At 71.8% G+C, this 18,064-nt stretch carries 20 protein-coding genes; 4 read left to right on the forward strand and 16 right to left on the reverse strand.

Features of this window, described 5'->3' with window-relative positions; all coding sequences use genetic code 11:
• Window positions 1-60 precede the first annotated feature (60 nt).
• Entirely contained in the window at window positions 61-903 is an 843-nt protein-coding gene (locus CRP27_RS09390) for a helix-turn-helix domain-containing protein (protein ID WP_097180450.1), read from the forward strand.
• On the opposite strand, the gene CRP27_RS09395 is transcribed toward CRP27_RS09390, so the two are convergent.
• The 6 genes from CRP27_RS09395 to CRP27_RS18480 all read right to left on the reverse strand — a co-directional run bounded on the left by CRP27_RS09395 (window position 900) and on the right by CRP27_RS18480 (window position 6,463).
• The gene (locus CRP27_RS09395; protein WP_255257518.1) at window positions 900-1,406 is read right to left on the reverse strand and encodes a hypothetical protein; all 507 of its coding nucleotides are present in this window, start codon (window positions 1,404-1,406) and stop codon (window positions 900-902) included. The genes CRP27_RS09390 and CRP27_RS09395 overlap by 4 nt on opposite strands.
• Window positions 1,407-1,461: 55 nt before the next feature.
• Window positions 1,462-2,100: a hypothetical protein gene (locus CRP27_RS09400; RefSeq protein WP_097180452.1), complete on the reverse strand. Its 639-nt coding sequence runs from the start codon at window positions 2,098-2,100 to the stop codon at window positions 1,462-1,464.
• Between the two features lie 20 nt (window positions 2,101-2,120).
• The gene (gene der, locus CRP27_RS09405) at window positions 2,121-3,641 is read right to left on the reverse strand and encodes a ribosome biogenesis GTPase Der (RefSeq protein ID WP_097180453.1); all 1,521 of its coding nucleotides are present in this window, start codon (window positions 3,639-3,641) and stop codon (window positions 2,121-2,123) included.
• Window positions 3,642-3,709: 68 nt separating this feature from the next.
• Window positions 3,710-4,393, reverse strand: a complete 684-nt coding sequence (cmk, locus tag CRP27_RS09410; protein ID WP_255257576.1) for a (d)CMP kinase — start codon at window positions 4,391-4,393, stop codon at window positions 3,710-3,712.
• Window positions 4,394-4,563: 170 nt separating this feature from the next.
• The gene (locus CRP27_RS09415; protein ID WP_097180455.1) at window positions 4,564-5,688 is read right to left on the reverse strand and encodes a prephenate dehydrogenase; all 1,125 of its coding nucleotides are present in this window, start codon (window positions 5,686-5,688) and stop codon (window positions 4,564-4,566) included.
• A gap of 19 nt (window positions 5,689-5,707) precedes the next feature.
• Entirely contained in the window at window positions 5,708-6,463 is a 756-nt protein-coding gene (locus tag CRP27_RS18480; protein ID WP_255257577.1) for a pseudouridine synthase, read from the reverse strand.
• A gap of 234 nt (window positions 6,464-6,697) precedes the next feature.
• Here CRP27_RS18480 and CRP27_RS18485 point away from each other — a divergent pair, with 234 nt between their 5' ends.
• A complete protein-coding gene (locus tag CRP27_RS18485) occupies window positions 6,698-7,426 on the forward strand; it encodes a hypothetical protein (RefSeq protein ID WP_255257519.1) in 729 nt (242 codons plus the stop codon).
• Between the two features lie 58 nt (window positions 7,427-7,484).
• Here CRP27_RS18485 and scpB read toward each other — a convergent pair whose 3' ends face one another.
• From scpB to CRP27_RS09465, 9 genes are all read right to left on the reverse strand, one after another.
• The gene (gene scpB, locus CRP27_RS09425) at window positions 7,485-8,108 is read right to left on the reverse strand and encodes an SMC-Scp complex subunit ScpB (RefSeq protein WP_097180997.1); all 624 of its coding nucleotides are present in this window, start codon (window positions 8,106-8,108) and stop codon (window positions 7,485-7,487) included.
• A 43-nt stretch (window positions 8,109-8,151) separates the two neighbouring features.
• On the reverse strand, window positions 8,152-9,015 hold the full coding sequence (locus tag CRP27_RS09430) for a ScpA family protein (RefSeq protein ID WP_097180457.1): 864 nt from the start codon (window positions 9,013-9,015) through the stop codon (window positions 8,152-8,154).
• The gene (locus CRP27_RS09435) at window positions 8,999-9,877 is read right to left on the reverse strand and encodes a ParA family protein (protein WP_079238658.1); all 879 of its coding nucleotides are present in this window, start codon (window positions 9,875-9,877) and stop codon (window positions 8,999-9,001) included. The genes CRP27_RS09430 and CRP27_RS09435 overlap by 17 nt, the downstream gene beginning before the upstream one ends.
• A 158-nt stretch (window positions 9,878-10,035) precedes the next feature.
• A complete protein-coding gene (locus CRP27_RS09440) occupies window positions 10,036-10,872 on the reverse strand; it encodes an SseB family protein (RefSeq protein ID WP_097180458.1) in 837 nt (278 codons plus the stop codon).
• A 4-nt stretch (window positions 10,873-10,876) separates the two neighbouring features.
• Window positions 10,877-11,623: a bifunctional 1-(5-phosphoribosyl)-5-((5-phosphoribosylamino)methylideneamino)imidazole-4-carboxamide isomerase/phosphoribosylanthranilate isomerase PriA gene (gene priA, locus CRP27_RS09445; protein WP_097180459.1), complete on the reverse strand. Its 747-nt coding sequence runs from the start codon at window positions 11,621-11,623 to the stop codon at window positions 10,877-10,879.
• Between the two features lie 115 nt (window positions 11,624-11,738).
• Complete coding sequence (gene hisH / locus CRP27_RS09450) at window positions 11,739-12,377, reverse strand: imidazole glycerol phosphate synthase subunit HisH (RefSeq protein WP_097180460.1); 639 nt, start codon at window positions 12,375-12,377, stop codon at window positions 11,739-11,741.
• Window positions 12,374-12,976 (reverse strand): imidazoleglycerol-phosphate dehydratase HisB, encoded by a 603-nt coding sequence (gene hisB / locus CRP27_RS09455; protein ID WP_097180461.1) that lies wholly within the window; start codon window positions 12,974-12,976, stop codon window positions 12,374-12,376. Before hisB ends, hisH begins: the two co-directional genes overlap by 4 nt.
• Window positions 12,973-14,115: a histidinol-phosphate transaminase gene (locus CRP27_RS09460; protein ID WP_097180462.1), complete on the reverse strand. Its 1,143-nt coding sequence runs from the start codon at window positions 14,113-14,115 to the stop codon at window positions 12,973-12,975. The genes hisB and CRP27_RS09460 overlap by 4 nt, the downstream gene beginning before the upstream one ends.
• A 75-nt stretch (window positions 14,116-14,190) precedes the next feature.
• A complete protein-coding gene (locus tag CRP27_RS09465) occupies window positions 14,191-14,559 on the reverse strand; it encodes a LysM peptidoglycan-binding domain-containing protein (RefSeq protein WP_097180463.1) in 369 nt (122 codons plus the stop codon).
• A gap of 237 nt (window positions 14,560-14,796) precedes the next feature.
• On the opposite strand from CRP27_RS09465, the gene lexA reads away from it, so the two are divergent.
• On the forward strand, window positions 14,797-15,441 hold the full coding sequence (gene lexA / locus CRP27_RS09470; protein ID WP_079238651.1) for a transcriptional repressor LexA: 645 nt from the start codon (window positions 14,797-14,799) through the stop codon (window positions 15,439-15,441).
• A 151-nt stretch (window positions 15,442-15,592) separates the two neighbouring features.
• Here the strand turns inward: lexA and hflX are convergent, their stop codons facing one another.
• Complete coding sequence (hflX, locus tag CRP27_RS09475; RefSeq protein ID WP_097180464.1) at window positions 15,593-17,131, reverse strand: GTPase HflX; 1,539 nt, start codon at window positions 17,129-17,131, stop codon at window positions 15,593-15,595.
• Window positions 17,132-17,192: 61 nt separating this feature from the next.
• On the opposite strand from hflX, the gene CRP27_RS09480 reads away from it, so the two are divergent.
• Window positions 17,193-17,822, forward strand: a complete 630-nt coding sequence (locus tag CRP27_RS09480; protein WP_097180465.1) for a class I SAM-dependent methyltransferase — start codon at window positions 17,193-17,195, stop codon at window positions 17,820-17,822.
• Window positions 17,823-18,064 lie beyond the last annotated feature (242 nt).

The following is an 18,064-nucleotide window of genomic DNA, read 5'->3' on the forward strand; positions in this document are numbered from 1 at the left end:
CGTCGTCCCTGGGACCACGGGGACCAGGATCGGACGGCGGCGGGTCCGTAGCATCGAGGCGTGAGCGACAACACCCTCGGCGAGTACCTCCGCGCACGACGCGAGCTCGTGCGCCCGGAGGACGCCGGACTGCGCGTGACCGGGGTCCGCCGGACGCCGGGGCTTCGTCGCGAGGAGGTCGCGACGCTCGCCGGCATCAGCGCCGACTACTACCTCCGCCTCGAACAAGGGCGAGACCGCAACCCGTCGGCGCAGGTCCTCGACGCGATCGCGCGGGTGCTCGGCCTCGACACGACGGCGGCGGCCTACCTGCGGGGCCTCGCCGACACGTCCGCCGTCCGGCGCCGACCGAGCGCGCGGACGTACGCCGAGCCCGTCCCGAGCGGCACCCGGCAGCTCCTCGACGTCGTCGGGCTGCCGGCGTTCGTGGAGAACCGGGCGTTCGACGTCCTCGCGGCCAACGCACTCGCGACAGCGCTCGCCCCGGGGATGCGCGCCGGCGAGAACCGGCTGCGCACGATGTTCCTCGACCGGTCGGAACAGGATCGCTACCCGGAGTGGGAGGACCAGATGGGCGGCATGGTCGCCTCGTTCCGGTCCTCGATCGGCACCGACGTCGACGACCCGGCGATCACGACGCTCGTCGGCGAGCTGTCACTGGGCAGCGAGGACTTCCGTCGGCTCTGGGCGCGCCACGACGTCCGTCCGCTCGCCGGCGGCACCGTGCGGATGTGGCACCCCGAGGTCGGCGAACTCGAGCTCCGGCGCGAGAAGCTCGCGATCGGCGGCACCGACGGGCAGCTCCTCGTCCTGCACCACGCGGAACCGGGATCGCCCTCGGCCCGAGCGCTCACGCTGCTCGGGAGTCTCGCCGCGACGACGGCCGGCGCGACGGCTTCCTAGCGCCGGGCGGGCTTCGGGAACGTCGCCCGCATGTGATCCGAGGTGAGCACGTCACCGATGCCGATCATGAGCAGCGAGAACACGATCTGCTCGATCACCATCCAGAACGGGTAGAGCCCGGGGATCGCGGCGATCACGAGCGTCACGACCGGGAAGATCCGGCTGAACAACCGCAACCGCTGGTACGCCCAGTAGTACCCGAGCTGCGCCCGCCACGCGAACACGTACAACGTCAGGGTGATGAGCAGCACGACCGTCGCCCGGAACCACACCGCCCACGACACCGTCTGTCCGGCGTGCGTCAGCAGCACGGCGACGACGATCGCGGTGAGCCCGACGACGGTCTCGGCGACGAGCAACCAGCGGATCCACCGGAACGAGCGCACGGTGTCCGGGTGCTCGAGCATGTCCTCGCGGATGACGTACCCGGCCTGGCGGCCACCGGCCAACCGGTCGAGCCGCAGGCGGCACCACAGGCGGTCGGCGAGGGCGGGGATTGACACGAGTCCATGGTGCCGCATCCGACGGGGGCGGTCGTGCACCGCGCCTCCTGGCGGGTCAGTCCGTCGGGATGAGCGATGCGCCGCCCAGCAGTTCCCCGGTGTCGGCGTCGAACAGGATCAGCGAGCGGACCTCGGGCGGCAGCACGTGCGGGTCGGCGAGGACGAGGGACTGCGACGGGGTGTCGGCCGGGATGTCCCCGACCACGACCGGTGAGCCGTCGTCGGCCCAGAGACCCCGCTTCGCACCGATCACGGGCTTCGAGGACAGCAACACGCGGAGCGTGCGCGGCGGCGTGCCGGGGGTCGCGACTTCGAGGTCGTCGAAGGTGATCACCAGGCCGACGTCGGGGATGTCCTCGATCCGGACCGTCCCCCCGGCGTACCGGTTGATCGGGAGCAGCGTGCCGGACACGGGCGGGACCCGCTGCCACCACGGAGCGATCGGTGACCCGTCGGTGTCCGACTGCGACCCGGAGTCCGGCTCGGGGACGGGCGCGCCGAGGGTGTTCGAGGGCGTCGCGAGTTCACCGCCGAAGACGCCCTGCCCGGCGACGGCAGTGGAGGTCGAGGTCGCCACGGGTCGCGCGGCCTCGGTCCGGCGCTCGGTCTGCAGCGTCGTCCAGGCCAGCACCAGCGCGACGAGGGCGAGCACGACGACCGCTGCGAACAGCCATCGTCGTCTCGCCCCCGTCATGCCAGATCCCCCGGTGGTCCTCAGCGCTTGCGGCGCTCGCGCACGCGCATGTTGACGTTGATCGGCGTTCCCGAGAAGCCCCAGACCTCGCGCAGACGACGGGTGATGAACCGTCGGTACTGCGGGTCGAGGAAGCCCGTCGTGAAGAGCACGAACGTCGGCGGCTGGCTCGAGGCCTGCGTCCCGAACAGGATGCGCGGCTGCTTGCCACCGCGGACCGGGTGCGGGTGCTCCTGCACGAGTTCGGCGATGAAGGCGTTGACCTTGCCCGTCGGGATACGGGTGTCCCACGAGTCGAGCGCGGTCTCGAGGGCCGGTACGAGCTTCTCGAGGTGACGACCGGTCCGCGCCGAGATGTTCACGCGCGGGGCCCACGACACGTGCGCGAGGTCCTGCTCGATCTCGCGCTCGAGGTAGCGGCGGCGGTCGTCGTCGAGCAGGTCCCACTTGTTGTACGCGAGGACCAGGGCGCGACCGGACTCGAGGACGAGGTCGATGATGCGGAGGTCCTGCACGGAGATCGGCTCGGTGACGTCGAGGACGACCACGGCGACCTCGGCCTTCTCGAGCGCGGCGGTGGTGCGGAGCGAGGCGTAGAAGTCCGCGCCCTGCTGCAGGTGCACGCGCTTCCGGATGCCGGCGGTGTCGACGAAGCGCCACACGCGGCCGCCGAGTTCGATCTGCTCGTCCACCGGGTCGCGAGTCGTGCCCGACAACTCGTTGACGACGACGCGCTCTTCACCGGCGGCCTTGTTGAGGAGCGAGCTCTTGCCGACGTTCGGACGGCCGAGGATCGCGACGCGACGGGGCCCGCCGACCTCTTGCTTGGCGACGGCCGAGGTGTCGGGGAGTGTTGTGATGATGAGGTCGAGGAGGTCCGCGACGCCGCGACCGTGCAGGGCCGACACCGGGTGCGGCTCACCGAGACCGAGGTTCCAGAGCTCGTAGGCGTCGAGGTCTCGGCGGTCGTCGTCGGACTTGTTCGCGACGACGATGACCGGACGGTCGGTGCCGCGCAGCATCTTCACGACGTGCTCGTCGGTCGCGGTGATGCCGACGGTGACGTCCACGACGAAGAGCACCGCGTCGGCGAGGTCGATCGCGACCTCGGCCTGGGCGGCGACGGAGGCGTTGATGCCCTTCGCGTCGGGCTCCCACCCGCCGGTGTCGACGAGTGTGAAGCGCTTGTCGTTCCACTCCGCCTTGTACGAGACGCGGTCACGCGTCACGCCGGGGGTGTCCTGCACGACCGCTTCGCGGCGACCGAGGATGCGGTTCACGAGCTGCGACTTGCCGACGTTCGGTCGCCCCACGATCGCGAGCACCGGCAGCGCCGGCAGCAGGTAGGTTCCGTCGGGACCGATCTCGCCCGCTTCGAGCAGGGCGACGTCTTCCTCGTCGAGCTCGTAGTCCTCGAGCCCGGCGCGGAGCGCGGTCGCCCGCTGCTCGGCCTCGGCCTCGTCGAGCCCGGCGAGCCGCTCGCCGAGCGCGTCGTCGTACTCGGGGAAGTCGTCGTGGTCTGGGTTGTCCAGCTGCGCCATGTGGGTGTCCTTGCCGGCGACCGTTCGGCCGCGTGTTGTCAGTGCGTGGCCGCGCGTGGCCCTGGTGGTCAGTGCCCGGCCGCGCGGGCCAGGTCGACGACCGCCTGCACGGTCTGGTCGAAGTCGAGGTCGGTGGAGTCGAGCGTCGTGACGCCGTCGGCGGCGTTCATGAAGTCGACGACCTTCGCGTCCGCCGCGTCGCGACGAGCGAGTGCAGCGGAGGTCTCGGCGGCCGACTGGGTGGTGACCTCAGCCGAGCGCCGGGCCATTCTAACGGACTCGTCGGCCGTCAGCAGGATCCGGACCTCGGCGTCGGGTGCGACGACCGTGGTGATGTCCCGACCTTCGGTGATGATGCCCCGCCCCTCGGCCTTGCGCATCACGTTCCGGAAGAGCTGCACGAGCCGCTGACGGACCTCCGGCAGCTTCGCGATGTGGGCCACCGCACCCGTGATTTCCGGGGTGCGGATCGCGTCGGTGACGTCGGTGCCGTTCACCCGGACGAAGTAGGCGTCGGGGTCGGTGCCGATCGCGTAGTCGAAGGTGTCCCAGCTCGCCAGGATCGCCGCGGCGTCGTCGAGGTCGACCTGTTCCTGCAGGGCGTGCCACGCCAGCGCCCGGTAGGCGGCCCCGGTGTCCTGGTAGCCGAACCCGAGCGCGCGGGCCGCGGCCCGGGACACGCTCGACTTCCCGCTGCCCGCCGGACCGTCGACGGCGATGACGAACTTCGCGACGAAGGCGCCGTCCGGCAGTCCTGCGGGGATCGGTGCGCTCGTGGAGCCCGGCTCGCCGCCGCCCTGCCCGTCGAGCCCGCCACCGGCACCGCCGATCGGGCCCGGCTGGTCGTCGGGCGTGGGCAGCCCCGTGTCGGGTCCGTCCGGACCACCGGTCACACCGGACTCGGCGGCTGCGTGCGTGTCGTTCAGGCCCATGCTGCTGCGATCCTCCATCCGCGCCCCTCGAGTTCCTCGACGAGTCGCTGTTCCTGCTCGGGCACGACCGACACCTCGACGATGCCGATCTGCGCGCCCGGTGAGTGCTCGAGGCGCATGTCCTCGAGGTTGATGCCGATCTCCCCGATGAACGTGAGGAGCGCGGCGATCTGCCCGGGGGTGTCGTCGACGAGGACGACCACCTGGGCGAAGCGCTTGGTGGTGCCGTGCTTGCCCGGCAGCCGTTCGACACCGCGGTTGCCCGCGGCGATGGTCTCGGCGATGGCGCGGGGCGAACCGGACCCGGCTGGGTCGTCGAGCGCCGTGAGGACACGGTCGAGGTCGTCGCGGAGGTCCGCGAGCACCGGCCGGATGCGCGACGCGTTCGCGCCGATGATCTGCACCCACAGGCCCGGGTCGCTCGCGGCGATGCGCGTGACGTCGCGGACACCACCACCGGCGAGGCCGAGCGAGCCCGCGGGGGCATCCCGGAGCCGGGCAGCCATGAGCGTCGAGACGAGCTGCGGCGTGTGCGAGACGTAGGCGACCGCGAGGTCGTGCGACTCCGGGTCCATGGGAACGACCGTCGCGCCGACGTCGAGCGCCAGGTCCTCCACCACGGCGGCACGCTGGTACGAGATGTCGTCGTGTCCGGCGATCACCCACGGCTGCCCGAGGAACAGGTCGGCACGCGCTGCCGTCGGACCGCTGCGCTCGCGTCCGGCCATCGGATGCGACCCGATGTACCGCGAGACGTCGGCGCCCGCTGCCCTGAGCGACGCAAGCGGCCCTGACTTCACGCTCGCCACGTCCGTCACCACCGCGTCCGGAAACGCCGCGAGCTCGCGCTCGACGACCGCTGCCACGACGTCCGGGGGAACCGCGACCACCACGAGTTCCGGACCGTCACCCGGAGCCGGGCGACGACCGGCGCCGTAGTCGACGGCGAGCGCGAGGGCTGCGGGCGAGACGTCGTCGAGGACGACGTCCACGCCCTTCTCGCGGAGCGCCAGGCCGATCGACGCACCGAGCAGGCCGGCACCGACGACCCGCACGGGTCCGCGCAGCCGCCGGTCGATGTCCGGGGCGTCGTGCGGGGCGGGGGCGTCGGTCACCCGGCAAGCCTACCGATCGTCAGTCCGAGGACTCCCCGTCGTCGGCGCCCTGTGCAGAACCCTTCGCCTCGCGTGCGATGCGGAGGAGCTTGCCGAGCTCGACGGTCGAGAGCTCCCGGGTCTTGCCGATCGGGAGCGACCCGAGGTGCAGCGGCCCGAACGACCGTCGGACGAGTTCCAGCACGGGGTGGTCGACCTCGTCGAGCATGCGGCGCACGATCCGGTTGCGGCCGGAGTGCAGCGTGATCTCGACGAGCGACTCCCCGCGCGACGACTCGAGCAGTCGCACCTTGTCGGCGGCGATCGGCCCGTCCTCGAGCTCCACACCGTCGAGCAGGCGCTGGACCGTCGCCGGGTTCACGTTGCCGCGCACCTTCGCGATGTACGTCTTCGTCACCCCGAACGACGGGTGCGCGAGCACGTGCGCCAGGTCGCCGTCGTTGGTCAGCACCAGCAGGCCGGACGTCTCGGTGTCGAGGCGGCCGACGTTGAACAGGCGCTCCTCGTACCGGTCGACGTACTCGGACAGGTCACGGCGACCGCGCTCGTCCTGCAGGCTCGACACCATGCCGGTCGGCTTGTTCAGCAGCACGTAGCGGCGCGAGCTGTCGATCTGCACCGGGACGCCGTCCACCGCGATCTGGTCGGTCTCGGGGTCGACCCGGCGGCCGAGTGCGTCGACGACCTCGCCGTTGACCGTCACGCGGCCCTCGACGATCAGGTTCTCCGCGACGCGGCGAGATGCCACGCCCGCAGCGGCGATCACCTTCTGCAGGCGCTCACCATCAGCCTGGAGGCGCGGTGCGGCCCCGGCGGTCGCCGTCCCGTCCGCCGCGTCCCAGTCCGGGATGATCGGGCGCTCGGGCGTGCCCTCGAGCGGCTGGCCCTGCTGGTCGCGGGCGCCCTCGGGTCGCGGGGTGGTGCGGCGGTCGGTGCCGCGGGGGCCGCTGCTCCGCGGACGGTCGCCGTTGCGGGCCGTCGTGGTGCCACCGACGTAGCGGCGGCCGTTGTGCCACACCGTGCTCGGTCGGCCGTCGGGAGCGCGGCGGTCCTCGCGGGCCGGGTCACGGCGGCGGTCGTCGTCGCGGCGGCGGTCGTCGTCGCGGCGCGGGGCAGGGCGCCGGTCGTCACGGCGGTCGTCACGACCCCGGTACCCACCGCGGTCGTCGTCACGGCGCGGGGCGTCACGGCGCTCGTCACGACCGCGGTACCCGCCGGTCGAGGGACGGTCGTCGCGACCTCGGTACCCACCGGAGGCGGGGCGCTCGTCACGACCCCGGTACCCACCGGAAGCGGGGCGCTCGTCACGGCCGCGGTACCCACCGCGGTCGTCCTCGCGGCGGTTGAACCCGCCGCGGTCGCCGCCACGGCGGTCGTCGTCACGGCCGACGAACCGGCCACGGTCTCCCCCACGGTCGTCACGGCCGCGGTACCCGCCACCGGTCGCGGGACGGTCGTCGCGACCGCGGTACCCACCGCGGTCGTCATCGCGGCGCGGGGCCTCACTGCGGTCGTCGCGACCCCGGTACCCACCACCGGAGGCGGGACGCTCGTCGCGGCCGCGGTAGCCACCACGGTCGTCGTCCCGGCGACCGGAACCCGCACGGTCGTCGCGACCGCGGTACCCGCCACCGGCTGCCGGACGCTCGTCACGCCCGCGGTACCCACCGCGGTCGTCGCGACCAGCGCCCTCGAACCGACCACCTGCACGGCCGGAGCCCGCGTTGCGGTCGCGTGACGCGCCTCCAGGCCGACCCGAACCGTCCCGGCGACCCGCGCCGCCTCGTCGTTCTTCCTCATGCGCGGCCATCGGGGATCCCTTCGTTCTGCTCGAAGCCAGCGGCACCGTCGTCCAGGAGGGGCGAGATGAGCGGCAGCTCGTCGAGCGAATTGATGCCGAGCTGCTGCAGGAGCAGGTCGGACGTGACGTAGTTGATGGCGCCGGTCTCGGCGTCGGTGAAGGACTCCTCGATGAGCCCGCGGGCGACCAGGGTCCGGACGACGCCGTCGACGTTCACGGCGCGGATCGAGGCGATCTGCGACCGGGTGATCGGCTGCTTGTAGGCGACGACCGCCAGGGTCTCGAGGGCGGCCTGCGACAGGCGGGAGGGGCGCTCGGCCTCGACGAACTGCTCGACGACGTCGTCGAGGTCCTGCCGGACGTAGAAGCGCCAGCCGCCGCCGACCTCGCGGAGTTCGAACCCGCGGCGGATGGTGCCGTCGACGCCGTCGAAGTCCGCCACGAGGCGCTCGATCGCCTGCCGGACGGCGGGCACGGGAGCGCCGACGGCCGCGCCGAGCGACACGAGCGACTGGGGTTCGTCCGCGATCATCAGGATCGCCTCGAGCTGCCGGTCGATCGGGACCGCGTGCGCGGCGCGAGCGTGGATCTCCTGCTCGATCGCGCGAGCGTCGGCCATCTCGTCGGCACCGCCGGGTTCGGCGCTGGACGCGTCGTGCACGTCATCCGTCATAGTCGGCTCCCAGGTTGGCGAGGCTCTCGTCGGACCAGTCCTCGGCGGTCCAGCGCAGCGTCAGCTCCCCGAGCGGTTCGAACTGTTCGAACGAGATGGACGCGTTCCGGTACAGCTCCAGGATCGCGAGGAAGCGAGCCACCACGATACCCGCCTCCGAGACGCCGGCGACCAGTTCGCGGAACGAGACGTCCTCGTCGGCGCGGGTCCGGAGGATCGAGACGACGATGGCGGCCTGCTCGCGGATGCTCACGAGCGGGGCGTGCAGGTGGTCGAGTCCGACGGTGGGGAGCTCCCGCGGCGCGAACGCCAGGGTCGCGAGCGCGGCGAAGTCCTGCACCGACAGGGTCCACACGAGTTCCGGGGTCCGGGCACGGAACCGTTCCTCGAGTCGGACGCTCCGGACGTGCCGGCGGGACTCGGTCAGCCAGCGGGAACCGAACCAGTCGGCGGCCTGCTTGAACGCCCGGTACTGCAGCAGCCGGGCGAACAGCAGGTCGCGGGCCTCGAGCAGGGCGACGTCCTCGGCGTCGACGAGTTCGCCCTGCGGCAGGAGCCCGGCGATCTTCAGGTCGAGCAGGGTCGCCGCGACGACCAGGAACTCACTGGCCTCGTCGAGTTCGTCCGCCGCCTCGGCCAGCCGGACGTACTCGATGAACTCCCCCGTCACCGCACCGAGCGAGACCTCGGTGATGTCGAGCTCGTGCTTCGTGATGAGCGACAGCAGCAGGTCGAACGGGCCGTCGAAGTTCCGGAGCCGGACCCGGAAGCCGGGCGCGGTCTGTGTGCCGGCGGGGGCCGCAGCCGGGTCCTTCGGCTGCTGGACGACGGCGTCGTCAGGCGACGGCGCCACGCTCGACGAGCTCCCTGGCGAGCTGCCGGTACGCGTGCGCGGCGGCGTGGTCCGGAGCGGTCTGCGTGATCGGACGGGCGGAGACCGTGGCGTCCGGGAACTTCACCGTGCGGCCGATGACGGTGTCGAGCACGCGGTCGTCGAACGTGTCAACGACGCGCTCCATGACCTCGCGCGAGTGCAGGGTGCGGGAGTCGTACATCGTCGCGAGGATGCCGTCGAGCGTCAGCGCCGGGTTGAGCCGGTCGCGGACCTTGTCGATCGTCTCGATGAGCAGGGCGACCCCGCGCAGTGCGAAGAACTCGCACTCGAGCGGGATGAGCACACCGTGCGCCGCGGTGAGGGCGTTCACGGTGAGCAGCCCGAGCGACGGCTGGCAGTCCACCAGGATCACGTCGTAGTCGTTCGCGACCTTCCGCAGCACGCTCGCGAGGATCTGCTCCCGCGCGACCTCGTTGACGAGGTGCACCTCGGCCGCGGACAGGTCGATGTTCGCGGGGATGACGTCGAGGTACGGCGTGTTCGTCGGCTGGATGACCTGGTTCGGGTCCTTGATCGACCCCATCAGCAGGTCGTACACGGTGGGGATGTCGTGGGTCCGCACGCCGAGGCCCGCGGACAGCGCGCCCTGCGGGTCGAAGTCGACGGCGAGGACCTTGCGGCCGTACTCCGCCAGCGCCGCACCGAGGTTGATGGACGTCGTGGTCTTGCCGACGCCGCCCTTCTGGTTGCAGAGCGCGATGATGCGAGCGGGGCCGTGACCGTCGAGTTCCTCGGGCACCGCGAACTGCCGGACGGGCCGTCCGGTCGGACCGAAGGTGGTCTCGCCGGTTCCGGGGGTGGTCGTCGGGTTCGTGCTCACCCGGCCATCGTACCGGCGACCGGCCGTCGGGCCGGGCCGCACCGCCGTGGCGGTGACCCGCGGGGTCGCTGGCCGCGGGACGGACGCGGGTCGAGCCTCCAAGCCGTCCGGCAGTGCGCGTCGCGTCCGCAGGCCGCTCGTCGGACTGGAGGCGCGGATCACGCTGGGCGGAGCGCCACCCGCATGCTGTCCACGCGTTCCGCGATGACGGCGTCCGCCGTCCAGCGCTGCTGCAGCCGACCGACGAGCTCCTGCACCCTCGCCTGGTCGAGCCCGGGGTGGAGCGCGAGGCCCACCGTCAGCTCGGCCCCGGCGAACCGCCCGAGCGGGTCCCCCGGTGCCAGCTCGACCCGTGCCACCGCACCCTCGCCGACGACGGACTCCGCGAAGGCCCGGCCGACCTCCGGGTCCTCGAAGCACGGTGCCCACGGGAGGTCCTGCCCGAGCGCCCAGACGGCCGGGCGTCGGAGGACGAACTCTGTCGTCGAGGTCGGGTCGAGCACGACGAGCTGGGTCTCTTCGCTCGCCGCCGCCATCGCGACCCGACGCGACTCGACCGGCACCGGCCGGGCGTCGGCGTCCCACGCACGCATCGCCGCCACTGAGGTGAACGCCGGCATCACGCTGCGCCCGTCCGGCCCGGCGACCGTGACGATCGACAGTTCCTGGGTCTTGTCGACGAGCTTCCCGGCGTCGGTGTGTCCGACGTCCCCGGCCTCGGCGACGAGCGGGATGAGCAGGCGCGCGGTACGCAGGGCGTCGACGATCGCCCGCTGCGACCCGCCGTCGGGCAGCGCCGTGATCGCCGCGACGAGCGCCGGGTCGGCGAGGCCGTCGTCGTCGTCGAACGTCGTGTCGTGCTGCTCGAACGTCCGGCCGGCCCACGCGACACCCGCGGAGTCGGCGGCGCCGCCCGGGGTGTGCGCGTCGTCCGGGTGTACCCCGCCGGCCGGTGCGTCGGGTCCGGTGCCGCGGCCGTTCGAGATGCCCGCCACGCGGCTACTCCGCCGCGATGTCGAGCGCGGCCGGGAGCGTGAAGGCCCCCGAGTAGAGCGCCTTGCCGATGATCGCGCCCTCGAGGCCGTGCGGTACGAGCTCGCGCAGCGCCCGCAGGTCGTCGAGCGTGGAGATGCCGCCGGAGGCGACGACGGGCTGGTCGGTGCGGTCGCAGACCTCGCGGAGGAGATCGACGTTGGGGCCCTGCAACGTGCCGTCCTTCGTCACGTCGGTCACCACGTAGCGGGCGCAGCCGGCTTCCTCGAGTCGGTCGAGGACCTCCCACAGGTCCCCGGCGTCCTCGGTCCACCCGCGGCTCGCGAGGGTGGTGCCGCGGACGTCCAGCCCGACGGCGATCTGTTCGCCGTACGTCCGGATCACGCGGGCGGCCCACTCGGGGTTCTCGAGCGCGGCCGTGCCCAGGTTGACGCGTGCGGCGCCGGTCGCGAGGGCGGCCTCGAGCGAGGCATCGTCGCGGATGCCGCCGGAGAGTTCGACGGCAACGCCCTCGACCTCACGGATGGCGTGGGCGATGACCCTGCGGTTGTCGCCCCGACCGAACGCGGCGTCGAGGTCGACGAGGTGGATCCACTCGGCGCCCTGGTCGCGCCACGTGCGGGCGGCCGACACCGGGTCGCCGTACGCGGTCTCGCTGCCGGCCTCCCCCTGGGTGAGGCGCACCGCCTGGCCGTCGACGACGTCCACGGCGGGCAGCAGGACGAGGGGCGGGGTGGCGATGAGGTCGGTCATGGTCCTGTTCTGGTTGCGGTGGTGTCTTCGGTGCGTCGGCGTCCGGGTGTCTTCGGCGCGTCGACGCCCGGGTGTCTTCGGTGCGTCGGCGTCCGGGTGTCTTCGGCGCCCGGGTTCAGAGCGAGTCGACCCAGTTGCGGAGCAGCCGGATGCCGGGCTCCCCCGACTTCTCGGGGTGGAACTGGGTGGCGGTGAGCGGGCCGTTCTCGACCGCGGCGACGAACCGCTGACCGTGCTCGGCCCAGGTCAGGCGGGGCGCACGGAACGGCCCGTACGCCTCGAGCGGGAACTCGGTGACACCGTAGGAGTGCACGAAGTAGAAGCGCTCGTCGTGGAGGCCGTCGAACAGCACCGAGTCCGCGGGGGCCTCGACCGTGTTCCAACCCATGTGCGGCAGGACCTCGGCCTGGATCTCCTCGACCGTGCCCGGCCACTGACCGAGCCCCTCGACGTCGACGCCGCGCTCGATGCCGCGCGAGAACAGCACCTGCATGCCGACGCAGATGCCGAGCACCGGACGACCACCCGCGAGCCGGTGGTCGACGATCTCGCCGCCCCGCACGCCCTCGAGCTGGTCGATCACGGCGGCGAAGGCACCGACACCGGGGACGAGCAGTCCGTCGGCCGCGAGCGCCGCCTGCTTGTCGGACGTGAGTGTGACGTCGGCACCCGCGCGCTCGAGCGCCTTCGCCGCGGAGTGGACGTTGCCGGATCCGTAGTCGAGGACGACGACGTTCGGCCGCGCGCCCGTCACAGCTTCCCCTTGGTGGAAGGGATGCCGTCGACGCGCGGGTCGAGCTCGACCGCCTTGCGCATCGCACGGGCGAACGCCTTGAACTCGGCCTCGGCGATGTGGTGCGGGTCACGGCCCTCGAGGAGCCGCACGTGCACGGTGATCCCGGCGTTGAAGGTGATCGCCTCGAACACGTGGCGGACCATCGAACCGGTGAAGTGGCCGCCGATGCGGTGGAACTCGAAGCCGGCGGGCTCCCCCGTGTGCACGAGGAACGGGCGGCCCGAGACGTCCACGACCGCCTGCGCCAGTGCCTCGTCGAGGGGCACGAGGGCGTCGCCGTACCGGCCGATGCCGGAGCGGTCACCCAGGGCCTGCTTGAGCGCCTGGCCGAGCACGATGCCGGTGTCCTCGACCGTGTGGTGCACGTCGATGTGGGTGTCCCCCGACGACCGCACGCGGAGGTCGATCAGGGAGTGCTTGCTGAACGCCGTCAGCATGTGGTCGAAGAACGGCACGCTCGTCGAGATGTCGGACGTGCCGGTGCCGTCGAGGTCGAGCTCGAGTTCGATGCTCGATTCGCTCGTGCTCCGGCTGATCGTGGCGGTGCGCGCGGTCATGCTGCAACCCTAACCGGCGGCTGATCGGCGGCGACGCGGCGCATGGCGTCGAGGAACGCGGTCGTCTCCTCTTCGGTGCCCGCACTCACCCGAAGGTGGTTCGGGATACCGAGGTCGCGCACGATGACGTCCTGGTCCAGCAGCGCCTCGAACGCCGCGTGCGGGTCCGCCACACCGCCGAAGAGGACGAAGTTCGACCAGGTCTCGTACGTGCGGTAGCCCATCGCCTGCAGCTCCGTGACCATGCGGTCGCGTTGCTGCTTGATGTCGTCGACCATCGCGAGCATCTCCGCGGCGTGCCGGAGTGCTGCGACCGCCGCCGCCTGGGTCAGTGCGGACAGGTGGTACGGCAGGCGGACCAGCCGGATCGCGTCGATCACGGCGGGGTGCGCGGCCATGTACCCGACGCGGGCACCGGCGAACGCGAACGCCTTGCTCATGGTGCGGGACACGACGAGGCGCTCCCGACCGGGCAGCAGGGTGAGGGCGCTCGGGACGTCGGCCGGCATGAACTCGGCGTAGGCCTCGTCCACCATCACGATGCCGTCGGTGGCGGCGTACGCGGCCTCGATCGTCTCGAGCGGCAGCGGCGTGCCCGTGGGGTTGTTCGGCCCGCACAGGAACACGATGTCGGGCTGGTGCTCGCGGATCGCGGCCACGACGGTCTCGGGCGAGATGCGGAACTCGTCGTCACGCTGCGCCGGGATCCAGGTCGTCCCCGTCCCGGAGGCGAGGATCGAGTGCATCGAGTACGTGGGCGGGAACCCGAGCACCGTGCGCCCGGGGCCGCCGAACGCCTGGAGCAGCTGCTGCAGGACCTCGTTCGAGCCGTTCGCCGCCCAGATCTGCTCGGGGCTGATGGTCTGGCCGGTGCCGATCTGCCCGTCCGGCCCGAGCCCGCGCTGGAGGTAGTCCGCCAGGGACTGCCGGAGCTCGGTGAACTCTCGGTCGGGGTAGCGGTTCACGGTCGTGAGGGCCTGCCGGATCGACTCGACGATGTCCTCCGCCACGTCAGCCGGAACGGGATGCGTGTTCTCGTTGACGTTGAGCTGCACGCGGACGTGCTTCTGCGGAGCGCCGTACGGGCTCTGCCCGCGCAGGTCGTCTCGGATCGGGAGGTCTTCGAGCGTGAATGCCACCGATCCATCGTAGGCCGCACGGGCACGAAGGAGACCGGCCGTCCGGACGGTGCGCAGGCTCGCGACGACCGCTCGCTACTTCGCGGAGGTGTACTGCGCCGGGATGGCGATCTGCTCGCCGGCCTGCAGCCCCGCTCCGTCGAGCGCGTTGAGACTGATGACGTCCTGCACGAAGTCGCGCGGGTCGGCGTTGGGCGCGGTCTCCTCCGCCAGCTGCCAGAGCGTCTCGCCCGGCTGGATCGTGACGGTGTCGAAGTGGACGTTCGCCTGCGTGTTGCCGGCGGACGCCTGCCCGCCGTTCAGCACGGCGAGGGCGACGACCAGGAGGACCGGGATCGCGGCGAGCGTCGTGATGACGAACCGCCCGCGGCGCGTGAGGCGCAGGCGCGTACGCACGGCGGGCGCCGTGTGGCGCTGGATGTCAGCGATGGCGATGGTGCTCATGTCGTTCTTGCCTTCCCGTTCGGGTGAACCGAAGTCCTGTACCGAACATAGTTTCGAATGCGAGGTCGCACAAGTCCTGTTCGGAGATTTCTGGGGAGTTTTCTTTCGACACGCTCGAACAGGTGTTTGTTCGGCGTGGGCCGGTCGGATACTGTTTCGATCGACTGGGACAAGTCAAACGGGAACCACCGACATTCCCGCGGGCACCGTCCCAGCACCGACGAAGGGCGAGACGACGTGGCGGACGAACTGCGGGTCCAGAAGCCGCTGACGGCGAAGCAGCAGGCGATCCTCGACGCGATCCGTGCGTCGATCGCCAGCCGGGGGTACCCGCCGAGCATGCGCGAGATCGGCGACGCCGCCGGTCTGTCCTCGCTCTCCAGCGTCTCCCACCAGCTCGGGCAGCTCGAGCTCGGCGGCTGGATCCGCCGCGACCCGAACCGGCCCCGTGCGCTCGAGGTCCTGGTCGACGAGCCGACGCCGGACGTCGACGGCCCCGACGTCGACGCCACCACGCTCGTGCCGCTCGTCGGCCGCATCGCCGCCGGTGTCCCGATCACGGCCGAGCAGCACGTCGACGAGATCGTGCCGCTCCCCCGTCAGCTCGTCGGGACGGGCGACCTCTTCATGCTCAAGGTCGTGGGCGAGTCGATGATCGACGCCGCGATCTGCGACGGCGACTGGGTCGTCGTCCGCTCGCAGCAGACCGCCGAGAACGGGGACATCGTCGCCGCGATGCTCGACGAGGAAGCGACCGTCAAGGTCTTCCGCCAGCGCGACGGCCACACGTGGCTGCTCCCCCGCAACACCGCGTTCGAACCGATCCTCGGCGACGCGGCCACCGTGCTCGGCAAGGTCGTCGCGGTCCTCCGCTCGATCTGACCGGCGTGACGCCGTCGCTCACCAGAGACGCCGCACGCACAGCGAAACGCCGCCGGGTCCGGCGGCGTTTCGTGTGTTCGGAGGCGTCTTGCCGACCGAAGGGTGTCCGGCGGAGCCGAGCCGCGCCTCCCGTCCGGGTCGTGACCGGCCGCTAGGCGGACGCGACGGGCGCGACCACGAACGGGTCGAGCTCCGCGACCTGGCGCCGGAACACCCGGACGTCGAGCCGGGTGCCGTCCTCGACGTAGTCGACCGACTCCACCGCTCCGGCGTCGTGCAGGGACGACACGAGGTCACCCCGGTCGTACGGGATCACCACGGTCAGCGACACGTCGGGCTCGGGCAGGCGGGACTCGATCGCCTCGAGCAGGTCCTGGATGCCCTCGCCGGTGCGTGCCGAGACGAACACGGCGTCGGGAACGAGTCCGACCAGCACGAGCCGCTGCGACTCGTCGATCAGGTCCGCCTTGTTGAACGCGACGATCTCCGGGATCTCGCGGGCACCGACGTCGCCGATGACCTCGCGCACGGTCGCCAGCTGCGCGGCCGGGTCCGGGTGCGAGCCGTCGACGACGTGCACGATGACGTCCGCCTCGCCGACCTCCTCCAGGGTGGAGCGGAAGGCCTCGACGAGCTGGTGCGGCAGGTTGCGCACGAAACCGACCGTGTCGACGAAGGTGAACTCGCGGCCCTTGGCGCTCTCGGTGCGGCGCACCGTGGCGTCCAGTGTCGCGAAGAGCTGGTTCTGCACGAGCACGCCCGCGCTCGTCAGCCGGTTCAGCAGCGAGGACTTGCCGGCGTTCGTGTAGCCGGCGATCGCGACGCTCGGCACGTCGTTGCGGTGCCGATCGGCCCGTTTGGCCTCTCGTGCGGGACGGAAGCCCGCGATCTGCCGACGGAGCTTCGACATCCGGGTGTGGATGCGGCGTCGGTCGAGCTCGATCTTCGTCTCACCGGGACCACGGGAGCCCATGCCGGCACCGCCGGACACCTGGCCACCGGCCTGCCGGGACATCGACTCACCCCACCCGCGGAGTCGCGGCAGGAGGTACTCGAGCTGGGCCAGTTCGACCTGCGCCTTGCCCTCGCGGCTCTTGGCGTGCTGGCTGAAGATGTCGAGGATCACGGCGGTCCGGTCGATCACCTTGACCTTGACCACGTCCTCGAGCGCACGACGCTGGGACGGTGCGAGTTCGGTGTCCGCGATGACCGTGTCGGCTCCGGTGGCCTTGACGACCATCGCCAGCTCCTCGGCCTTGCCCTTGCCGAGGTACGTCGAGGGGTCCGGGTTCGGTCGGCGCTGCAGCAGCCCGTCGAGGACCACGGCGCCCGCGGTCTCGGCGAGGGCGGCGAGTTCGCGCAGGGAGTTCTCGGCGTCGGAGGCTTCGCCGTGCGGGTAGACGCCGATCAGGACGACCTGCTCGAGCCGGAGTTGCCGGTACTCGACCTCGGTGACGTCCTCGAGTTCGGTGGAGAGGCCGGCGACGCGTCGGAGGGCCGCACGGTCCTCGCGGTCGTACTGCTCGCCGTCGCCGTTCCAGCCGCGGTCGTCGACCGATCGGGTCTGGATCGCCTGCGCCGGTGCGAACACGGACGAGGCCGCTCGGGAATCCGCGTTGCGCAGGACCCGTTCGACGACACCGGCAGCGCTGTCGTCGTTGATCTGGTCGTTCTGGTGGGTATCCGTCATCCTGTGCACAGGGTACCTCCGCACGGCCCGGGACACACGGGGTTCCCGGTACGGTTCATCCATGGCGAACGACCACTACTTCTCCGCGAGCCCCACGTCGGACGCCCGTGAACGTCAGATCCAGGTCACGCTCGCCGGCCGGGCGCTCACGCTCACCACCGCGGCAGGGGTCTTCAGCCCGGACGGCCTCGACCGCGGCACCCGGGTCCTGCTCGGTTCCGTGCCGCCGCCCGCGCACGACGGCGCACTGCTCGACGTCGGCTGCGGCTGGGGTCCGATCGCGATCACGATGGCCCTCGAGTCGCCCGACGCACAGGTCTGGGGCGTCGACGTCAACGAGCGGGTGCTCGGGCTCGCGCGCGCGAACGCAGCGGCTGCCGGCACCGACAACGTGTCCGTCGCAGTGCCCGACGACGTCCCGGCAGACCTGCGCTTCCGGACGATCTGGTCGAATCCGCCGATCCGCGTCGGCAAGGACGAGCTCCACCAGATCCTGCTGACGTGGTTGCCGCGGCTCGAGGTCGGCGGGGACGCCTGGCTCGTCGTCTCGAAGGACCTCGGCGGCGACTCGCTGCAGCGCTGGCTCCACGACACCCTCGACAGCGGCTTCCACGTGGCTCGGGCGACGACGGACAAGGGCTTCCGCGTGCTGCGGGTGCACCGCACCGCCGAGTCGCCCGCCTCGGAGTAGCGACGGGCGCACCCGTCCGGCGGCGTCTCGGCGAGCGGACACACCGGCACGGGCGCGAGACACCGGCGCGGCAGCGAGACACCGCCGGATCCGGCGGCGTCTCGCGCACGACGCGGCGTCTCGCGCACGACGCGGCGCCTCGCGCAGCACGCAGCGCCTCGCGCAGCACGCAGCGCCTCGCGCACGACGCGGCGCCTCGCGCACGACGCAGGCCGCCTGCGCGCGATCCGGACTGGAGGCAC

The organism is Curtobacterium sp. 314Chir4.1 (assembly GCF_900215175.1).
Lineage (GTDB): Bacteria > Actinomycetota > Actinomycetes > Actinomycetales > Microbacteriaceae > Curtobacterium > Curtobacterium pusillum_A.